Source organism: Cellulophaga sp. (assembly GCF_039943695.1).
GTDB lineage: Bacteria > Bacteroidota > Bacteroidia > Flavobacteriales > Flavobacteriaceae > Cellulophaga.
Genome location: NZ_JBDVAA010000228.1, coordinates 1 through 17978 on the forward strand (window position 1 = coordinate 1; position 17978 = coordinate 17978).

15 protein-coding genes and 1 pseudogene are annotated in these 17978 nt (G+C 32.9%); 5 read left to right on the plus strand and 11 right to left on the minus strand.

The window, feature by feature from the left end; genetic code table 11:
- Positions 1-421 (minus strand): annotated as a pseudogene (locus ABJD66_RS17000) (polyphosphate kinase 2 family protein); the annotation flags it as partial.
- A gap of 176 nt (positions 422-597) precedes the next feature.
- Between ABJD66_RS17000 and ABJD66_RS17005 the strand changes: the two are divergent.
- Positions 598-1251: a hypothetical protein gene (locus ABJD66_RS17005; protein WP_348133863.1), complete on the plus strand. Its 654-nt coding sequence runs from the start codon at positions 598-600 to the stop codon at positions 1249-1251.
- Between the two features lie 4 nt (positions 1252-1255).
- Here ABJD66_RS17005 and ABJD66_RS17010 read toward each other — a convergent pair whose 3' ends face one another.
- Together ABJD66_RS17010 and ABJD66_RS17015 are read right to left on the minus strand one after the other, a co-directional pair.
- On the minus strand, positions 1256-1780 hold the full coding sequence (locus tag ABJD66_RS17010) for an SRPBCC family protein (RefSeq protein ID WP_348133886.1): 525 nt from the start codon (positions 1778-1780) through the stop codon (positions 1256-1258).
- A 77-nt stretch (positions 1781-1857) separates the two neighbouring features.
- Positions 1858-2520, minus strand: coding sequence for an RNA methyltransferase (locus ABJD66_RS17015; RefSeq protein ID WP_348133866.1), 663 nt, complete (start codon positions 2518-2520; stop codon positions 1858-1860).
- A 49-nt stretch (positions 2521-2569) separates the two neighbouring features.
- Here ABJD66_RS17015 and ABJD66_RS17020 point away from each other — a divergent pair, with 49 nt between their 5' ends.
- Positions 2570-3262: an NAD-dependent deacylase gene (locus ABJD66_RS17020; protein WP_348133869.1), complete on the plus strand. Its 693-nt coding sequence runs from the start codon at positions 2570-2572 to the stop codon at positions 3260-3262.
- On the opposite strand, the gene ABJD66_RS17025 is transcribed toward ABJD66_RS17020, so the two are convergent.
- The gene (locus tag ABJD66_RS17025) at positions 3225-3698 is read right to left on the minus strand and encodes a heme-binding domain-containing protein (RefSeq protein WP_100895503.1); all 474 of its coding nucleotides are present in this window, start codon (positions 3696-3698) and stop codon (positions 3225-3227) included. The two genes, ABJD66_RS17020 and ABJD66_RS17025, sit on opposite strands and share 38 nt — an antisense overlap.
- 37 nt (positions 3699-3735) lie before the next feature.
- Here ABJD66_RS17025 and ABJD66_RS17030 point away from each other — a divergent pair, with 37 nt between their 5' ends.
- Together ABJD66_RS17030 and purB are read left to right on the plus strand one after the other, a co-directional pair.
- Complete coding sequence (locus tag ABJD66_RS17030; RefSeq protein ID WP_100895502.1) at positions 3736-4299, plus strand: adenylosuccinate lyase; 564 nt, start codon at positions 3736-3738, stop codon at positions 4297-4299.
- Between the two features lie 122 nt (positions 4300-4421).
- A complete protein-coding gene (purB, locus tag ABJD66_RS17035) occupies positions 4422-5765 on the plus strand; it encodes an adenylosuccinate lyase (protein WP_100895501.1) in 1344 nt (447 codons plus the stop codon).
- A gap of 83 nt (positions 5766-5848) precedes the next feature.
- On the opposite strand, the gene ABJD66_RS17040 is transcribed toward purB, so the two are convergent.
- The 6 genes from ABJD66_RS17040 to ABJD66_RS17065 form a co-directional block, all read right to left on the minus strand.
- Positions 5849-11515 carry an endonuclease gene (locus ABJD66_RS17040; protein WP_348133874.1) on the minus strand — a complete coding sequence of 1889 codons (5667 nt, stop codon included), beginning with the start codon at positions 11513-11515 and terminating at the stop codon, positions 5849-5851.
- Positions 11516-11702: 187 nt separating this feature from the next.
- Positions 11703-12512: a mechanosensitive ion channel domain-containing protein gene (locus tag ABJD66_RS17045; protein WP_100895499.1), complete on the minus strand. Its 810-nt coding sequence runs from the start codon at positions 12510-12512 to the stop codon at positions 11703-11705.
- Positions 12513-12676: 164 nt separating this feature from the next.
- The gene (locus ABJD66_RS17050; protein WP_100895498.1) at positions 12677-13222 is read right to left on the minus strand and encodes a DUF4252 domain-containing protein; all 546 of its coding nucleotides are present in this window, start codon (positions 13220-13222) and stop codon (positions 12677-12679) included.
- A 67-nt stretch (positions 13223-13289) separates the two neighbouring features.
- Positions 13290-13823, minus strand: a complete 534-nt coding sequence (locus ABJD66_RS17055) for a DUF4252 domain-containing protein (protein ID WP_348133878.1) — start codon at positions 13821-13823, stop codon at positions 13290-13292.
- A gap of 10 nt (positions 13824-13833) precedes the next feature.
- Complete coding sequence (locus ABJD66_RS17060) at positions 13834-14253, minus strand: hypothetical protein (RefSeq protein ID WP_100895497.1); 420 nt, start codon at positions 14251-14253, stop codon at positions 13834-13836.
- Positions 14240-14749, minus strand: a complete 510-nt coding sequence (locus tag ABJD66_RS17065) for an RNA polymerase sigma factor (RefSeq protein WP_100895496.1) — start codon at positions 14747-14749, stop codon at positions 14240-14242. The genes ABJD66_RS17060 and ABJD66_RS17065 overlap by 14 nt, the downstream gene beginning before the upstream one ends.
- 230 nt (positions 14750-14979) lie before the next feature.
- Between ABJD66_RS17065 and ABJD66_RS17070 the strand changes: the two genes are divergently transcribed.
- Positions 14980-16524 carry a S41 family peptidase gene (locus tag ABJD66_RS17070; protein WP_100895495.1) on the plus strand — a complete coding sequence of 515 codons (1545 nt, stop codon included), beginning with the start codon at positions 14980-14982 and terminating at the stop codon, positions 16522-16524.
- 79 nt (positions 16525-16603) lie between these two features.
- On the opposite strand, the gene ABJD66_RS17075 is transcribed toward ABJD66_RS17070, so the two are convergent.
- A partial coding sequence (locus tag ABJD66_RS17075) for a TonB-dependent receptor (RefSeq protein WP_348133883.1) occupies positions 16604-17978 on the minus strand: 1375 nt, incomplete at its 5' end.

The window sequence follows — 17978 nt, forward strand, 5'->3', positions numbered from 1 at the left end:
CCATAATATACTCTGGGTGTACGCGCGTTACCAAAACATTTTCATAATGTGTTCTATTAAAAACCCCAAATTTACCCTTTGCAGGCAATGCTATGTAATGCCTCCACAAATAGTCATGCTTACGCTCTAATTCTGTTGGCACTTTAAAACTATGCACCACAACACCACGGGCGTTAAAATCTTTAAAAATTTCACGAATTAAGCTATCCTTCCCAGCAGTATCCATTCCTTGTAAGCAAATTAAAACACTGTATTTACCGTGGGCGTACAATGTGTCTTGAAAATCGCCTAATTCTTCTCTAATATCTTCTAACTCTTTCTTTAGTTTTTTATCAGATTCTCCAAAGGTTTCTAATGTAGGTTTATTAGAAAGTTTTACCTCTTCTGTTACCTTGTAATTTTTTATATCTACGTTGCGCACTTGTGTAAGGTTTAGTATTTTAAGAGACTGAATATACTATATTTTATTGATGTTTTCCTGCTTTATAACACATGAATAGGTTTTTTTGTCTCTTTAACGATAATAAAAGGTTATCAATACATTAGGTGTTATCTTGCAACTGAATCTGTACTTAAGGGTGCCCCAAAACCTTAAAAATGAGACGAAAAGTAAAAAATACATTCCTACTATTAACAGCTTTATTGTTGTTTTCTTTTGTTACAAATACTGCTTGTGATTTGGTAAATTCTAATTTAGGATTTGCATTAAAACAAACAAGTGACGCAGAGAAATCTCAAGATATAAACACTGTTAAATTTCATACTTACAAAGCCATTAAAACTTTACAAAAGTTAGACAAACAATTAAAAGATTGTGGGTGTACTACTGCTACTAAAGAAATTACTGAAGGCTTAAATTTACTAAAAGATGTTACCCACACTACCTCTTTATCTGCGGCAAAAGCAATATTAGAAAGTGCTACAGAAAACATTAATTCTAGTATAAAAAAGATAGCAGATTACAGTAAAAAAACTATCTCTAATAACACTACTAAAGCAAATGAAAATGCTAAAATTTATGCTGCCGTAGATAGTATTTTAATTCCTGTAGAAAAATCTATGATGGCAATGACGGTAGAAAAAGATAACTGCAAACAAGCTTATGCTACAGCCTTAGCTATATATGAAAAAAATGAGCTTAAACTTTTAGATGAGTCTTTAACTGAAGCAAAAAAATACTACCACTTAAGAAGTATAGAAATTGCTAAAAAAACAATGAAAAAGCTTGAAAATTGTGCCAAAAACAAGTAATAGACTAACTCTCTAACTCTGTTTTTAAAGCAAATAAACCTTCTTCAAAATCTTTACCTACAGCTTTATCCATATTTATAAAAAGCATAACAATACTTATAGGAAATGCATTTTTACCTGAAAAACCCCAAGTAACTTTGGTTTTTGTGTCCTCTAAATTATAGACATTAAAATAACAATTAGAGGTAGACCTAAATGGTTTAAAAAAACGCAACTCGCCTTCTATACGCTCACCATCAATAATATTGGTAATTTCCTGTTCACCTTCTCCAACTTCTTTATTTCCGTTCCAGTAACTCACAAAACCAATTTGACCATCTGTGCCTGTATACTTACGTGCCATATTAGGGTCTTTTTTAGCCCAAGGAGACCATATTTCTTGGTTTTTTAGTAATAAAATATAATTAAAAACTTCTTCTTTAGGCTTTAGTATATCTATAGACCTATAAACATTAAATGTTTTTGGTGCTATTACTGCTAAAATTATTATAAGTGCTACTAAACCGGCTAGTATATAAACAGCTATCATCATTTTGCTAAAGGTTTGGTTGGTAATTAAATATACAAAAAAATAGCATAACTTACTGTAGGTAATACTTTAGAACTTTACTGTGTATTTTCTTTATAATAACGTTCTAAAATATCATCTATACTTTTTATAGATTTTTTTGTCCAGTCTAACCTAATTGCTACTTTTTCTTCTGGTGTAAGCTCCCAATCTTTAACCGCTTTTTTTAATTCGGTAGTCATGTGCTGCAAAATTATGGCAGCAGATACAGATATATTTAAACTCTCACTAAAACCAACCATTGGTATTTTTACATAACCATCTGCCTTGTCTAATACTTCTTGACTTAAACCACTTCTTTCTGTACCAAAAAACAAAGCAATTTTATCATCAATCTTAAAATCGTCTAATAAGTGAGAGTCTGTATGCGGAGAAGTTGCTATAATTTTGTAGCCATCTTTACGCAGCGTATCTATACACTCTGTAGTAGTATTATATCTTGGTGTGCTAACCCATTGTTGGGCTCCCATAGCTATATTTCTATCTAAAGGTTCACTGTATTTGCTTTCTATTAAATGTGCCGTTTGTACACCAAAAGCATCACAACTTCTAATAACTGCACTGGTATTATGCATTTGAAAAACGTCTTCTATAGCTACTGTTATGTAATTTGTTCGGTCTTTTAAAATGTCTAAAAAGCGTTCTTTACGTTCTTCGCTTATTATGTTTTCTAAATAAGTTAATAGTTTAGTGTCTGTCATAAAGACCAATATAAAAAGAAAAGTTTAATTTTATAAAAAACTATTACAAATGAAAAACATTGTTTTACTTACTGGAGCCGGAATTAGCGCAGAAAGTGGTATTAAAACGTTTAGAGATGCTGATGGTCTGTGGGAAGGCCACGATATTATGCAAGTAGCTTCTCCGCAGGGATTTGCTGCAGATCCTGAGTTAGTTTTAGATTTTTATAACCAAAGAAGAAAACAATTATTAACCGTAAAACCTAATAAAGCACATTTAGCTATTACAAAGTTACAAGAGCACTTTAATGTAACTGTAATTACCCAAAATGTAGATGATTTACACGAGCGTGCAGGCAACAAAAACGTGGTTCACTTACATGGCGAATTATTAAAAGTACGTTGCACAAAAAATGAAAACGAGGTACTAGAATGGAAAAAAGATTTGGTTTTAGGTAACTTATCGTCAACAAACAAGCAATTAAGACCACATATCGTTTGGTTTGGAGAAGAGGTTCCTTTATTACAAAAAGCAGCAGAAATAACAAAAACCGCAGACATACTTATTATAATTGGTACGTCTATGCAAGTATATCCGGCTGCTAGTTTAGTACATTATGCAAATAATGGTACTCCTATTTATTTTATAGATCCCAACCCAAGTATTAAACAGAGTGATTTTGACAGCCTTACAATTATAAATAAAACTGCCGTTAATGGCTTACCTACTCTTGTTTCAACTTTAATTGATAAAGAGCTCTAGTATTTTTAACCCAATTAATTAAAGCTTGTTTTTGTGCTTCTGTTAAATTAGCTTCGGTATGCGTCCAAGTGTACTCTTTTAAAGGCATTTCTCCGCTCTCTACAGTTTCTAATACCTCATCAAGTTTATGGTCTTTTTTCTTTATGGAGTAATTTTCCCATTCCGAGAAATTTAGATGTTTTTTACCGTCTTTTACGTGGTCTGACAACCAATAAGAAACTGGCGCAATATTATTATACCAAGGATATGCTGTGGTGTTACTATGACAGTCATAACAACTAGTTGCTAGTATTTTTTGTACTTCTTTAGACGGATTTGTTTCTGTTAAAAAGGCAGTTTTTAAATCTGTTTCTGAGCTATTTTTTTCTGGTCTGTAAAATTGCATTGCAATTAAAATAACTAGTAAGGCAAGTAATATTTTTTTTAGTAATTTCATCAATCTAAAATTTATAACAAGCAAAATACAATTTTTTGTGACTAAAACAGAATTATATTTGTGGTTAAAAAGTAGTGTAAATCACTCTAGAGAAAAAAGACAACAAATTTCTGGTGTTATTTTAAAAGAGCCTAGTTTGGTTACAGATTTACTTAGTATTGTTTTAAACGTAAACGATCCTATTTCTTGTAAAGCTGCCTGGGTATTAGAGTTTGCTTTTAAAGAGAATAATAGCATTATTTTTCCGGTAATTACTACATTTTTAAACGGATTAAAATCTTTAAAATTAGAATCTAGTATTAGACCTTGTGCTAAAATTTGTGAAATTTTGATGTTACAATATTTCTCAAAAAAAGAAAACTCCATTCAACAAACACTCAAAACTAAACATCTAGAGCTAATTACTTCTGCTTGTTTTGACTGGTTAATTGGCGACCACAAAGTTGCTACACAAGCCTACTCAATGACAAGCCTATTTCTACTAGGAAAAAAGTATGCCTGGATACACCCAGATTTACGTAGTGTATTAGAAAAAAATTACAATACCGGAACTGCAGCATACAAAGCTAGAGCCCGTTTAACGTTGGCAAAAATTAAATAATCCCTTTTTTAGTTTGATGTTATTTTGGTTTTAAAACTGATACATAAAACAGCTTAACTAATAGGCATATAAGTCAACTTTTAACTACCTTTGCTGCTTTTAAAAAATCAATACAAAAACAGATGTCTTTAAACCAATTAAATGCTATTTCTCCTATAGACGGAAGATACAGAAACAAAGTTGATGCTCTAGGTCCTTTTTTCTCTGAAGAAGCATTGATAAAATACAGAGTTAGAGTAGAAATTGAATATTTTATTGCTTTATGCGAAATTCCGTTACCGCAATTAGAATCTTTTGATACTGCTTTGTTTGAAAACTTACGTTCTATTTACAAAAACTTTTCTACTGAAGATGCACAAGCTATTAAAGAAATAGAAAAGGTTACCAACCATGATGTAAAGGCTGTTGAGTACTTTATTAAAAAAGAATTTGACAAGTTAGGTTTAGAAGAATACAAAGAGTTTATACACTTTGGTTTAACATCGCAAGACATTAACAACACTGCTATACCGCTTTCTATAAAAGAGGCAATGAACGAGGTTTACGTTCCTATGTATTTTGATGTTGTAGAAAAATTAGAAGAATTAGTTACAGAATGGGCAGAGGTTTCTATGCTTGCAAGAACCCACGGACAGCCAGCTTCTCCAACTCGTTTAGGAAAAGAAATAGAGGTTTTTGTGGTTCGTTTAAAAGAACAATTTAATTTATTAAATGATGTACCAAGTGCGGCTAAATTTGGTGGTGCTACTGGTAATTTTAATGCACATAAAGTTGCCTACCCTAATATTGATTGGAGAGCATTTGGACAACAGTTTGTACAAGAAAAGTTAGACTTACAACACTCTTTCCCAACTACACAAATAGAGCATTATGACCATATGGCGGCTTTGTTTGATACGCTTAAGCGTATAAATACTATTATTATAGATTTAGACAGAGATTTTTGGACATATGTGTCTATGGATTACTTTAAACAAAAAATTAAAGCTGGTGAAGTTGGTTCTTCTGCCATGCCACACAAAGTTAACCCTATAGATTTTGAAAACTCTGAAGGAAACTTAGGTATAGCTAACGCCATTTTTGAGCACTTATCTGCCAAATTACCTATCTCTAGATTACAAAGAGATTTAACAGACAGTACTGTACTTAGAAACGCTGGTGTACCTTTTGCACACACTATAATTGCTTTTGGTTCTACTCTAAAAGGATTAAATAAATTATTGTTAAACAAAGAAAAGTTTGAGCAAGATTTAGAAAACAATTGGGCTGTAGTTGCAGAGGCTATACAAACTATTTTACGTCGTGAGGCTTACCCTAACCCTTATGAAGCATTAAAAGGTTTAACTAGGACAAACGAAAAAATTAATCAGAAATCTATAGCTAACTTTATAGATACTTTAGAAGTTTCTGATGCTATTAAAACTGAATTAAAAGCTATTACACCAAGTAACTATACTGGTATTTAATAGCCGCTTATTTAATAACTTATATAAAGCAAAAACCCATCAATATTTAAATTGATGGGTTTTTATATTTCTTAACTATTTGCTTAACGCTTAATAAGCAACCTTGCTTTTTGCGTTATACCATTTACTCTTACTTTTAAAAAGTATTTTCCGCGTCTTAAATAACTTAAGTTGTACGTTAAGTTAGATTTTCCTGCTCTAAGCTTTTCTTGTGAACTAAAGACTTTTCTACCATAAAAGTTATAGATAACAAAGTCTGCTCTAGTTTCTATATTACTATTTAATTGAATATTTAAATAGTTTCTGAACGGATTTGGATACAATCTTAAATTTGTAATAGACACCTGCTCTACTGCATCACAAGCACCTAGGGTTGCTCCGTAATACTTTATAAAAACTGCTGCTGCCCATTTAGACATACAGTACGATTTTCCTCTGTAGCAAACCTCAACTCCTGGCCTGTACGCATTACCACACCTTACATCTTCTACTTCTACTGTAACATCTGCAGTAGCAGAACATCCATTAGCATCTGTAACAGTTACAATATATGTTGTTGTAGCCTCAGGACACGCTTTTATGTCTTGTGTTGTTTCTCCGTTACTCCATTCGTAACTGTAAGGAGCTACACCACCTTTAATATTATTAACACTTAGTGTAGTACAAGAGTCAAAACCTAAGTAAACTTTAGTGTCGTCAGAAACAGAAACCGTTATTGCCTCTGGTGCTGTAACACTAAATTCTTCAGTAACCTCATTTCCTAAAGCATCTGTAACAATTACACTGTGCGTACCAGCTTCTAAGTTTGTTGCTACTTCAGTAGTGTCACCATTACTCCAGTCATATGAATATGGTTTTGCACCACCTTCTATAGCTACTGTAGCAGTACCATCTGTAGCAGAACCACAAGTAACATTTGTTGTAGATATACTTACTAGTTCTAGGCCCTTTAACTGAAAACGCGCAGATACCGGAAAGTGATCTGATACTGTGTTTGGGTAATCACTATCATAAAACTCATAATGTACACGTACAGATTCTGCTATATAGTTGTCATTTAACTCGTTTGTAATAGTAATATGATCTATCATATTTTCTCTAAAAACATACGATCTAAAATCCTGATTACTTAATGTTTTTGAAACTATATTATAATTAACCTCATCTGTTGCATAAGCATTAAAACTAGATGTTGTAGTTGTTGTAATATCTGCAACTGTTGTATCTACATCATCATTATAATCACCTAATAAAATAAGTTTTTTATCTGCATATTGTACATCTAAAGTATCTTTTAATACCTCAACATCATACTTACGCATATCATATCTACCTTGTGCATCTGTACCACTGTTAGCCCTTGCGTGCAATGCTACCACATTTATTTGCTCTATAGTACCATTAATGGTTACATCTGCTGTCATTAAAAATGGTAAACGCCCACTAGCATAAAAACGGTCTGTTGTACTTGGATAATTTACCAAAGCAGAATCATCTCCACCATTGTATAATGGATGAATAGTTTGTAATAATACTTTTGTGTCTACTACATTTACAGTTGACGTATTGTAAATAAATCCTAATTTTTGACTAACACCTGAATCGTTAGGTCTAGAAACTGCCGGTGAAAGTACATAGTCATAACCAGGAAGTTCACTTACCATTTGAGCAAATAAAACCTCATCTGCAATTTCTTCTACAGCATAAATATCTGCGTTTAATTTTTTAATTATAGACTTTGTACTGTCTTTCTGTATTGCATCAGACATTGGGTTACCAGCTGCTGGCGAGTTTGCTTCATCTCCAAACCACTCTATATTCCAAGCTACAACATCTAATGTTTTGTCTTTTCCTATTTGTACAGGAATTGTTGGTGGCACATATTCTCCTGCACAAGGCATATCTTCTGCAGATCTTGGTAGTAACTGGTAATTTTCATAAAAACGACCAACTACACCTGTTATTTCTGTACAGATATTAGGCTGACCTAAACCAACTATAGCTTCTACATCGTTATCTATTCTTAAAGATCCGTTACCAGATGCATCTGTTATAGTGTAGTTAGAATTTCCGAACAATATATCTCCTGGCTTAGGAAAAGTAGGATTAATAACTTTTACTAATTCTGCCGGATGATTAGCCAACTCTACCAAAGTAATAGTTACTGGCTCTATTGTATTTGTAGGTATACCATTATTTTCTACATTGGTAACTGTTGCTATTTGTAATTGATCATTGAAAACAGATCTTTTACCTGTTACAGTAATAGAATCACCTACCGTAAAAACACCATCTCCGTGTACCAACTCATCAAAAATAGCAATTGCTCCTGTTGTATCTTGTATATAAGCAGAACCAGCAAAAGCATCTGCAACGGTTAATACTCCTGTTACAGTAACCACTTCTCCGTCTGCTACATTTCTTGCCTCTGCAATACTAATAACTGCTGGTGGTGGTATAACAGCTCCGTTTTCTGTACCTGGAGACGGTATAGCTTGTGTGTATGTTGTTGTGTTTCTTGCTCCTCCTTGTCCGTTTGGGAAACGTTGTGATGAATGTCCATCTTTGTTTCCTAATTCATCTTCGTTAATTTGAGCTTCACCTGGGTTTAAAAGAACTAATAATTCTGTAGCATCATTATCGTTAGTATCATACACCAAAGCATCTATTAAACCATTTGTGGTTACAGTCGCATTACTAAAGTCTGATGCATTACCTGCATATAAAGCAACTGCATCTGCACCATTTTGTAAACCATTACTAGGTATAACTAAGCTTACATTTGGTACATCTACATTACCCATTACAAAATAACCTTCTGCATTAGTTGCATATCCATCTAAATCATAAGCCGCATAACTCTGGTTGTTAGAACCGTTGTAGTGTACTAAAACAAAACCATCTAAAGCTGTATTACCCTTACCACCGTCAAACAACTCTACAAACTCTTGTGTATCAGCACCTGCGGTATCTGCATCTACCTCATTAATAACTAAGGTAATTGGCTCAGTAGCATTTGTGTTAGATGTTCCTGGTGTTGGTAAAGCCTGTACATAAGTAGCAGTGCTTAATGCAACTCCAGAACCATTAGTGTAACGTTGTAAAGAATGTGCATCTTTATCACCAGAGCCATCTTCATTTATTTGTGCCTCACCTGCGTTTAACAATACCAACAACTCATCATCATCACTATCGTTAGTATCATACACTAAAGCATCTAAAAGGTTTGTTGTACTTATTTCTGAATTGTTTGGAAAATCTGTAGCATCACCAGTATATAAAGCAACAGCATCTGCACCGTTTTGTAATCCGTTACTTGGTATTACAATATTTACATTTGGTACATCTGCGTTACCAACTACAAAATATCCGTTTGCATTAGTTGTGTATCCGTCTAAATCATAAGCTGCGTAACTCTGGTTGTTAGATCCATTATAAAAAACCAACACTTTACCATCTAAAGCAGTATTTCCTGCTCCACCATCAAACAGTTCTACAAACTCTTGTGTATCTGTACCTGCTGTATCTGCATCTAACTCATTTATTAATATTGATGCCTCTGCTGGTGGTACAACTACAACCTCTCCGTTTGCAGCTCCTGGTGTTGGTGCTTCTTGTGCAAAAGTAGAGGTGTTTTGTGCTCCTCCTGCTCCGTTTAATATACGTTGAGAAGAATGATTGTCTTTATCTCCTGCTCCGCCCTCATTTACCTGAGCTTCACCAGCGCTTAACAACACTAACAATTCTGCATCGTCACTATCGTTAGTATCATACACAACAGCATCAACTATATTATCTGTTGAGATTTCAGATCCGTTTGAAAAATCTGAAGCATCACCAGTATATATTACAACTGCATCTGCACCATTTTGTAATCCGTTACTTGGTATAACTAAACTTACGTTTGGCACATCTACATTTCCTATAACAAAATAACCATTAGCGTCTGTAGCGTATCCATCCAAATCATAAGCTGCATAACTTAAGTTGTTAGAGCCATTATAAAGAACCATAACAAGGCCATCTAAAGAAGTATTTCCTGTTCCACCATCAAACAACTCTACAAATTCTTGTGTATCTGTACCTGGTGTGTCTGCATCTATTTCATTTATTAAGATTGATGGAGTTACTGGTGTAGAAGAAGTTCCTTCCAAACGAACATCATCAAAACCTGCATAATCACTTCCTCCGTTTTGTTTTACAAATAACTGCAAACTTACTGAAGAAACCGTATTAGGAACTAAAGCTGTAATTTGCTCCCAACCTGTAGTGCTATACGGACTACCAACTGTTACAACTTGTACCCCTTGAGATGTACCATCGTGAAAAATTTCATAGCTAATTGTATCGCCATTAGTAACATCATAACCAACAATATTTACTGCAAATGATAAACTCACGTCTGTAAAAGTAGAAACATCTACAGCATCAAAAGTTAATGTACCGCCATCTGCTGTACCACAATTACCTTCTAAATCTCTAATTCCAAAAAAATTAGCACCTGTACTTGGTGTGCTTATTGATCCTACACTTGTAACCACATCCCAAACATCACTACCACCATCATTGCAATTATTTGGTGATGCTGTATAGTTCCAGTTATCTGTAGCAGTGCTCTCATATCCTTGAAAAACAATATAATCTCCTGTTGGTGGTGTAACCACTGTACCTTCTAAAGTTGTAACAGAAGCCGTATTACTATTTACAGATGTGTTGCCTGCTGCATCTAACGCTTTTATAGTAAAAGTATACGTAGTTTCTGCAGTTAAGTTTGTTACTTGGTATGATGTACCACTAACAACACCTGCTAAAGTAGTACCATTAAAAATTTGATACGCTGTAACACCTACATTATCTGTAGCAGCATCCCAACTTAATAGTGTCTCTGTTTCTGTTGTGTTTGCTGCAACCAAATTTAAAGGTGCAGTTGGAGCTTCTGTATCTGAACTTGTGTTGTTAAATCTGTTTTCTGCTTGTGGTCCTCCCCAAATAGCAGTTGCAAAAGCAGGATTATCTATAAAAGGGTTTCTATTTCCTTGTATTCCTTCTAACAATACATTTCTGTTAATTTCAACTTGAGAAACCGGATCTTGTGCATTCCACTCTAAAAAAATATCTGGAATATCTGCACTATACGTAGTTGCGCCTGTACCTACTGCTGTTGGTAAACATTGGTTACCGTAACGTATGTACATATACAATATCATTCTAGCAACATCACCTTTCCACTCATCTCCTGGATACCAATTGTTACCGCTCATTAAACCTGCATTACCACTACCAGCACCAAATGGGTGGTTATTACGTAATGAATTAAACTGCACGTCTGATGATCTTAAATGGTGAGCATCTGAACCCGGACCCGATGTTCCTAGATTAGGATTTCCTAATGATTTTGGAAAAACGTGTTCTCTGTTCCAATCGCCAACACCACCACCATTTCTGTTTTTACTTCTAGTACGGTCTGTAGTTGTGTTACCATCTGCATCATTATAACCATAAACTAACAATACATTATTAGAGTTTGCCGGATCTAAGTCTGTTTGTTTTAAAGCTTCCCACACGCCTGGTGTGTAACTTAGTACAGTATTTTGTGTTGTTGTAACTAAGTTTGATAAGTCGGTTTTTAAGTTACCACCTGTTTGGGTAACATCTGTTCCGTTGTAATAGGCTGGCACTTGACAGTAGCCTAAGGCTGTCAAAAGTAGCATTCCAATGGAAACGAATACTTTAAGGTAATTTTTCATCATTTTTTATATAGGTTTATTCCCCGTAAAACTACTACTAAATAAAACCAAAAAAAGTGCTCTAATATTAACTTATTATTAACGATTACTATTAATTGTTGATAACATTATCTACTGTTTTTGTTCTTTTAAATTTGAACAAAAAAAAGACCGCATATAGCGGTCTTTATATATTAAAAAACAAATTGTCTTATTTGTTAATTTGTACTTCGTGTGGGTAAGGAATTTCAATTTTAGCATTATCTAACGCTATTTTAGAGCCTTCAATAGTTGCAAAATATACATCCCAGTAATCCTCTGGCTTACAAAAAGGACGTACTGCTAGGTTTACAGAGCTATCTGCTAATTCCTCTACATTTACAGATGGTGCTGGGTCTTTTAACACTTTAGGGTTAGCTTGTAACATTTCTAAAAGCACTTGTTTTGCTTTTTTCATATCTTCCCCGTAACCAATACCAACAGTAGTATCTACTCTCATTTTACCTTCTGCAGTATAGTTAATAATGTTACCATTTGCCATTGCACCGTTAGGTACTATTGCTAATTTGTTTTGTGGTGTAATTAATTTAGTTGTAAAAATTTCAATCTCTTTTACAGAACCTAATACGCCTTGCGCCTCTACCAAATCTCCAATTTTGTAAGGCTTAAAAATCATAATTAAAACGCCTCCTGCAAAATTACCTAAAGAGCCTTGTAATGCTAAACCAATAGCTAAACCTGCTGCTGCAATAACGGCTGCTAAACTTGTAGTCTCTACTCCTAGTGTAGAAATAACTGTAATGATTAAAAAGATTTTTAATCCCCAGCTTACTAGGTTTAGTAAAAACTTTTGCAAAGATTCATCGTAATTGCCTTTAGACATTACTTTTCTAACTACACCTACTAGTTTCTTAATAAGCCACGAACCAACAAGATAAATAATTATAGCCATAATAATTTTTGGGCCATAATCCATTACTTTCTCGATTGCTAAATTCATCCATTTTTCTGGATTCTCCATAATTGTTAATGTTTAAATAGTTAATGTTGGGTACAAGATATAAAATGTATCTAACATAAAAATAAATCTAGATTAACAATTACTAACATAAATGCTTTTTTTAATAAAAAACCCTGATTAACAATGTTAAACAGGGTTTGTAACAAAATAAAAAGGTATTAATATTAACTTTTAAGCAACTTACCTAGGTCTTTAAATGCTCCTTCATCTACATTAGACTTTTCCATAGCACTAATAAATTTACCTAAATAGGCAGGATTCATATTATCTCCTACTACACGTATTAAGGCAAAACCTTTATCGTCTTTATACCCATAAACAATTACCTCGTCTATAGCATCTTCTTCTCCTGTAAACTTAACTACACCTTTTGCCATTTTAGAGTTAATTTTCATTAACTGAGTGTATTTTTTATTAGATAAAATTGAGTTTACTTTTGTTTTCTCTACTTTATATGACGCTACATTATCTGTAGTTTTATTAAATGCTAAAACATTTACTTTTTTAATAGACTCTACTGCTTTTTTCTCTTCTGGAGATAAATCTGCCGATGCGATATTTAATATACTTGTAGGAATATCAAAAGAAATAAAGTTTTCGTTTTCATTACTATCTACATAATATTCTTGTAAACTTTGACTAGAAGAACAAGAGCCTAATGTAACCAACAAGGTTAGTGCTGCTGCTATATATTTTATACTATTTTTCATATTGATTGTTATTTAGTTGTGTAAATCATCAAGGCTATTTTTTTAGCCTTGATAATTGTAAATGTTATTACTTTTTAACTTCGTTTAATTGTTCTGGTAAGCCCATTTTACTTGTTAATGAACCTATTTTATTTAAATCTATATCTCCTGTAATAGATACTAGAACGGTTTCTATTTTACGATTATCTATTTTAGCACCTTTTACATCACTTACAAACATTAAAAGTTCGCTTACGTGATCTTCATCTTTACCACTTTTAATATAAAACTTAATATTAGCGTCTTTATCTTTTACACGCATTAGCTCCTCTAAAGATGCTGTTTTTAGGTAAGATTTCATTGTGGTAAGCATATCTGCTCCAATAGCTTTATCTTCTGTAATAAAAACTTTTAAGCTACTTATACTTTTTCCTATGTCAATAAAGTCTTGGGTATCTTTATCATCTACGTCTACATCTATCTTTGTTAATAGATTAAACATACTTTTATTTACAATAACAGATGATACGTTATCTAAATCTTCGAACTTGTCAAAAATTGACTGTGAAAACCCTGTAAATGGTAGTGTAGTTAGTACTGCTATAATTAATAATTTTTTCATAATTTAATTTTTAATTTGTTTTGTAAATCTTGTTTGTTGCTTCTTCAAATTTGTTAAGGTAAACCAGTTTTTCGGTGCCTTTGTTTAAGTTTTGAGCTATAAGGCTAAATGCTTTTTCAGTTTCTTGTAAAACGTATTCAGCTTCTTTTTGCTCACGGTAATCATTACCAAAATATATGCCTAATGCTAAAACTGCTACTGCTGCTACGGATAACCATTTATAATTTCTTTTTCTAGGTTTTAATGGTACCTGCTTGGTAAAAGTTTCTTCTTTGGCGTTAGAAAAATAAGTAAACATTGCTGTGTACTCTTGTAAATGCGGAGCAACATCACCCTTTAAAAAATAGGCTTTAATTGCTTCTTCCTCGGCAACCGTTGTGGTAGCCTCAAAATACTTTTCTAATAATTTTTCAATATTATGCAATTCCATAATTATGTTTTTCCATTAATTTTTGTCTCACTGTTTTTCTTGCTCTTGACAATGCAACTCTAACTGCTGCTGGTGTCATTTCTAGTAATTTTCCAATTTCGTCAAAACTGTACTGCTCTACATCTCTTAACTGCAGTGCCATTTTTTGCTGCTCTGGCAAACTCTCCATTATTTTCTCTACCCAATTAACACTATCTTGCGCTTCTACTTGGCGTTGTAAAGAAGAATTACTATCTGTATAATTACTATGTACCAACTTTAAATTACTTGCTTGTTTAGACTTTAAACGGTCTAGACAAAAGTTTTTTGTCATTGTCATAGCAAAGGCCTCTACATTAGAATACTCTTTCATTCGGTCGTTTTTAGACCATAATTTTAATAGTATTTCTTGGGTGGCATCTTCTGCTTCCTCTGTAGAAACAAGCAATCTCTTAGCTAACCTAAAGAGCTTATCTTTAAAAGGTAATACTACATTTAGAAATTCTGATTGTTTCATTTTTTAGTTTGGTTGTTGTTACAAACACTATTACTAGGTTTATATAAGCAAGACGACATAGAATGATTTTTGTTACAAAAAAATTTTTTTTTGTAAAAGATGTCAGTAATTTACAGCATTGTAAACCGACACACTATATATAACGTATGTAACATATACTTAATATATGTGTAAAATTATGGAACAATAGTTGCGACTAGCTATGTTCTTACACTAAATAAATAACTATTATGAAAAAAACAGTAATTCTATTATCTGGGTTGTTTTTATTTTTAACATCTTGTGATAAAAATGATGATGACGGAGGAGAAACACCAAAAGCAATAACTTTAAATAATGAAATAAACGAGTTTATCTGGAAAGGATTAAACCACTGGTACTATTGGCAACCAGATGTTACCGCTTTAGCAGACACTAAAGATGACGACCAAGATGCTTTTTACACATATTTAAATAACTACAGCACTCCTGAAGATTTATTTAAGGCTTTAAAATACGATGAAAAAGATGATTTCTCTTGGTTTATAGAGGATGTAGATACTCAATTAGCTAGTTTTAATGGTATTAGTACTACTTACGGTATTACTAGGGGGCCTTTAGTAAGAGTTGGTACAACTAATAAAGTAGTACAAGTTATTGGATCTGTTGCGGCTGGTTCACCTGCTGAGGCTGCAGGATTAAAGAGAGGAGATATCATTTCTACATTTGATGGTGGAGATTTAACTATTAATGAAGAAGGCAAATTAACAAGTCAATCTATTACTAATGTAAATAAACTGTACACTCAAGAAAGTGTAACTTTAGGTTTAGCTACTGTTTCTGAGACTGACGTAATAACACCAACTGAAGAAAAATCAATTACATCTGCAACCTTATCTATAAACCCTGTACACCATACTAGTGTTATAGAAGAGGGCGGACGTAAAATTGGATATATTGTTTATGAAGGATTTAAAGGATCTTACAACGGAGAATTAAACGATGCTTTTGGAGAATTAAAAGCTGCTGGCGTTAATGAACTTATTTTAGATTTTAGATACAATGGTGGTGGTTCTGTATTGACATCTGCACTATTAGCTAGTATGATTTACGGTGAGGCTACTGCGGAAACAAATACTGTTAATGGTGAAATTTTTGCAGAGTTAAAGTACAATGCAAAAAGAGACGCAGCCAATAGTAGCACGTATCCATTTTTTGAAGATGTTTTTTTATATGATAAAACTACTGGCGCATACACAGGGGCAACAGATATGAATAGGTTAACTGGTATTAGCAAACTTTATGTAATTGCTACAGGAAGAACAGCATCTGCCAGTGAAATGATTATAAACGGGTTAAGACCGTACGTAGATGTGAAAGTTATTGGTGAAAAAACCACTGGTAAAAATGAAGGCTCTATTACAGTTGTAGATGCTCCTGGTAACTCTAACACAGAACCGTACACAGATACAAACAACAGAAGTAGTAAGCATACTATTGGAATGCAGCCAATTGTTTTTCAAATTTTTAATAAAGAAGGATATAACGATTATGGAGATGGTTTTGTACCTGATGTAGAAATTAAAGAATACCAATATTACAAAAACATAAAACCTTTTGGTGATACCACAGAAGCTTTACTACGTGCTGCTTTAGATGATATGCTTGGTACAGCTGGTAAATTTGATTTACAAAAAGATACAAACGCAGCTAAAGTTACAAAAGGTGTTACATACCCTAAGTTTAGTTCAGAAATGTATATAATGCCAAATGATATTAAGCCTACTAGTAAATAGTTTAGCTTCAATAACTCGGTATTAAAAACAAAAAGGCTCACTAAATAGTGAGCCTTTTTTATATTGTATTACATCTAATTTATAAAGTAAGGTTTAACCCTAACCTTACGTTAGCTCCTTTTGTTGTAAAACCTAATATTTCTGTATACTCTTCATTTAACAAGTTACTTGCATTAGCAAATACAGTTAATTTGTTATTTATAAGTGTATGCGAGATGTATAAATCTAAAAGCGTGTAAGCGTGTAGGTTTACATTTGTAGCTGGGAAAGTTGCAAAATCAGAATCTGATCTATTACCTACCATTGTGTAATTTAAAGATGCGTTTGTACGGTCTGAAAAATTGTAGTTTGCAAAAGCATTTACTTTATGTTTTGGTAAACGTATACCTGCATCACCTTCTCTTTCTGTAAATGTATAATTTGCTCCAATATTTAAAGCGTTAACTGGTGTATAATCTAACTCTACTTCTACCCCTTTTGCTTCAATTGTATTTTCTGCATTGTCATAACCTGTTGCTCCGTAAAAAACAAAATTTTCTTCTTTTCTATTAAAATATAAAGCACTAACTCTTAATTTGTCATTTACTGCATATTCTAAACCACCCTCAATTGTACGGTCTTCTTCTGGATCTAAATCTGGATTAGCTCCAAAGTTACCAAATAACTGGTTTAAGCTTGGTGTAATGTAAGATGTTGCATAAGAACCCATCAGTTTAACATAACCATTTGTGTTTTTAATAACATAAGATGGGTTAACGTTGTAAACAAAATTAGAACCATACTCAGAATGGTTATTTAAACGAGCACCAACATTTAAGTTTAATCCAAAATCTGATACATATACAACATTAGCGTATGGATCTACAATAGAAAAATCTTGTACTTCTGCATATTCAGTTTCATCATTAATATAATTTAATCCTAAAACAGTATAAAAAGCATCATTAAAATTGTACTTGTTGTATACGTCTACTACTATGTTTTTGCCTTCATAAGCACTAGGAAAAGCAGATTTGTTTTCTGAGCTGTACTCACTGTAAGCACCATTAACAACAACAGAACCTTTATTATATTTATAAGTTGATGATAAGCCTGCTCTTTTTTGATCACTAACAAAAGAATAAGGAGCATCTAACATTCCAAAAGACTCATCATACTCACCACTATTTTTTGTTTGGTTACCATAAACATTCACAGAAAATTTATCAGAAAAAGCATATCCTAAATTTACATCTGTGCTGTAGTTAGAGAAATCATCTTTTTCATTCTCTGGAGTAACTATAGCAGATAACCCATCAGAATATCTATTAGAAAAACCAACTTTATATGTAAACTTATCTAAAGTACCACTTATACGCGCACTATTGGCAAAATCATTAACATCAAAATTTTGATCTACTGCTGTTTGGTTTGTACCAACACTTGCCTGAAAATTACCAGAAATAGCATCTTTA

Bases quoted from the DNA above. Each gene is read 5' to 3' on its own strand.
- ABJD66_RS17005 (WP_348133863.1), top strand. From the start codon at position 598: ATGAGACGAAAAGTAAAAAATACATTCCTACTATTAACAGCTTTATTG.
- ABJD66_RS17010 (WP_348133886.1), bottom strand. From the start codon at position 1,780: ATGATAGCTGTTTATATACTAGCCGGTTTAGTAGCACTTATAATAATT.
- ABJD66_RS17015 (WP_348133866.1), bottom strand. From the start codon at position 2,520: ATGACAGACACTAAACTATTAACTTATTTAGAAAACATAATAAGCGAA.
- ABJD66_RS17020 (WP_348133869.1), top strand. From the start codon at position 2,570: ATGAAAAACATTGTTTTACTTACTGGAGCCGGAATTAGCGCAGAAAGT.
- ABJD66_RS17025 (WP_100895503.1), bottom strand. From the start codon at position 3,698: ATGAAATTACTAAAAAAAATATTACTTGCCTTACTAGTTATTTTAATT.
- purB (WP_100895501.1), top strand. From the start codon at position 4,422: ATGTCTTTAAACCAATTAAATGCTATTTCTCCTATAGACGGAAGATAC.
- ABJD66_RS17040 (WP_348133874.1), bottom strand. From the start codon at position 11,515: ATGATGAAAAATTACCTTAAAGTATTCGTTTCCATTGGAATGCTACTT.
- ABJD66_RS17045 (WP_100895499.1), bottom strand. From the start codon at position 12,512: ATGGAGAATCCAGAAAAATGGATGAATTTAGCAATCGAGAAAGTAATG.
- ABJD66_RS17050 (WP_100895498.1), bottom strand. From the start codon at position 13,222: ATGAAAAATAGTATAAAATATATAGCAGCAGCACTAACCTTGTTGGTT.
- ABJD66_RS17055 (WP_348133878.1), bottom strand. From the start codon at position 13,823: ATGAAAAAATTATTAATTATAGCAGTACTAACTACACTACCATTTACA.
- ABJD66_RS17060 (WP_100895497.1), bottom strand. From the start codon at position 14,253: ATGGAATTGCATAATATTGAAAAATTATTAGAAAAGTATTTTGAGGCT.
- ABJD66_RS17065 (WP_100895496.1), bottom strand. From the start codon at position 14,749: ATGAAACAATCAGAATTTCTAAATGTAGTATTACCTTTTAAAGATAAG.
- ABJD66_RS17070 (WP_100895495.1), top strand. From the start codon at position 14,980: ATGAAAAAAACAGTAATTCTATTATCTGGGTTGTTTTTATTTTTAACA.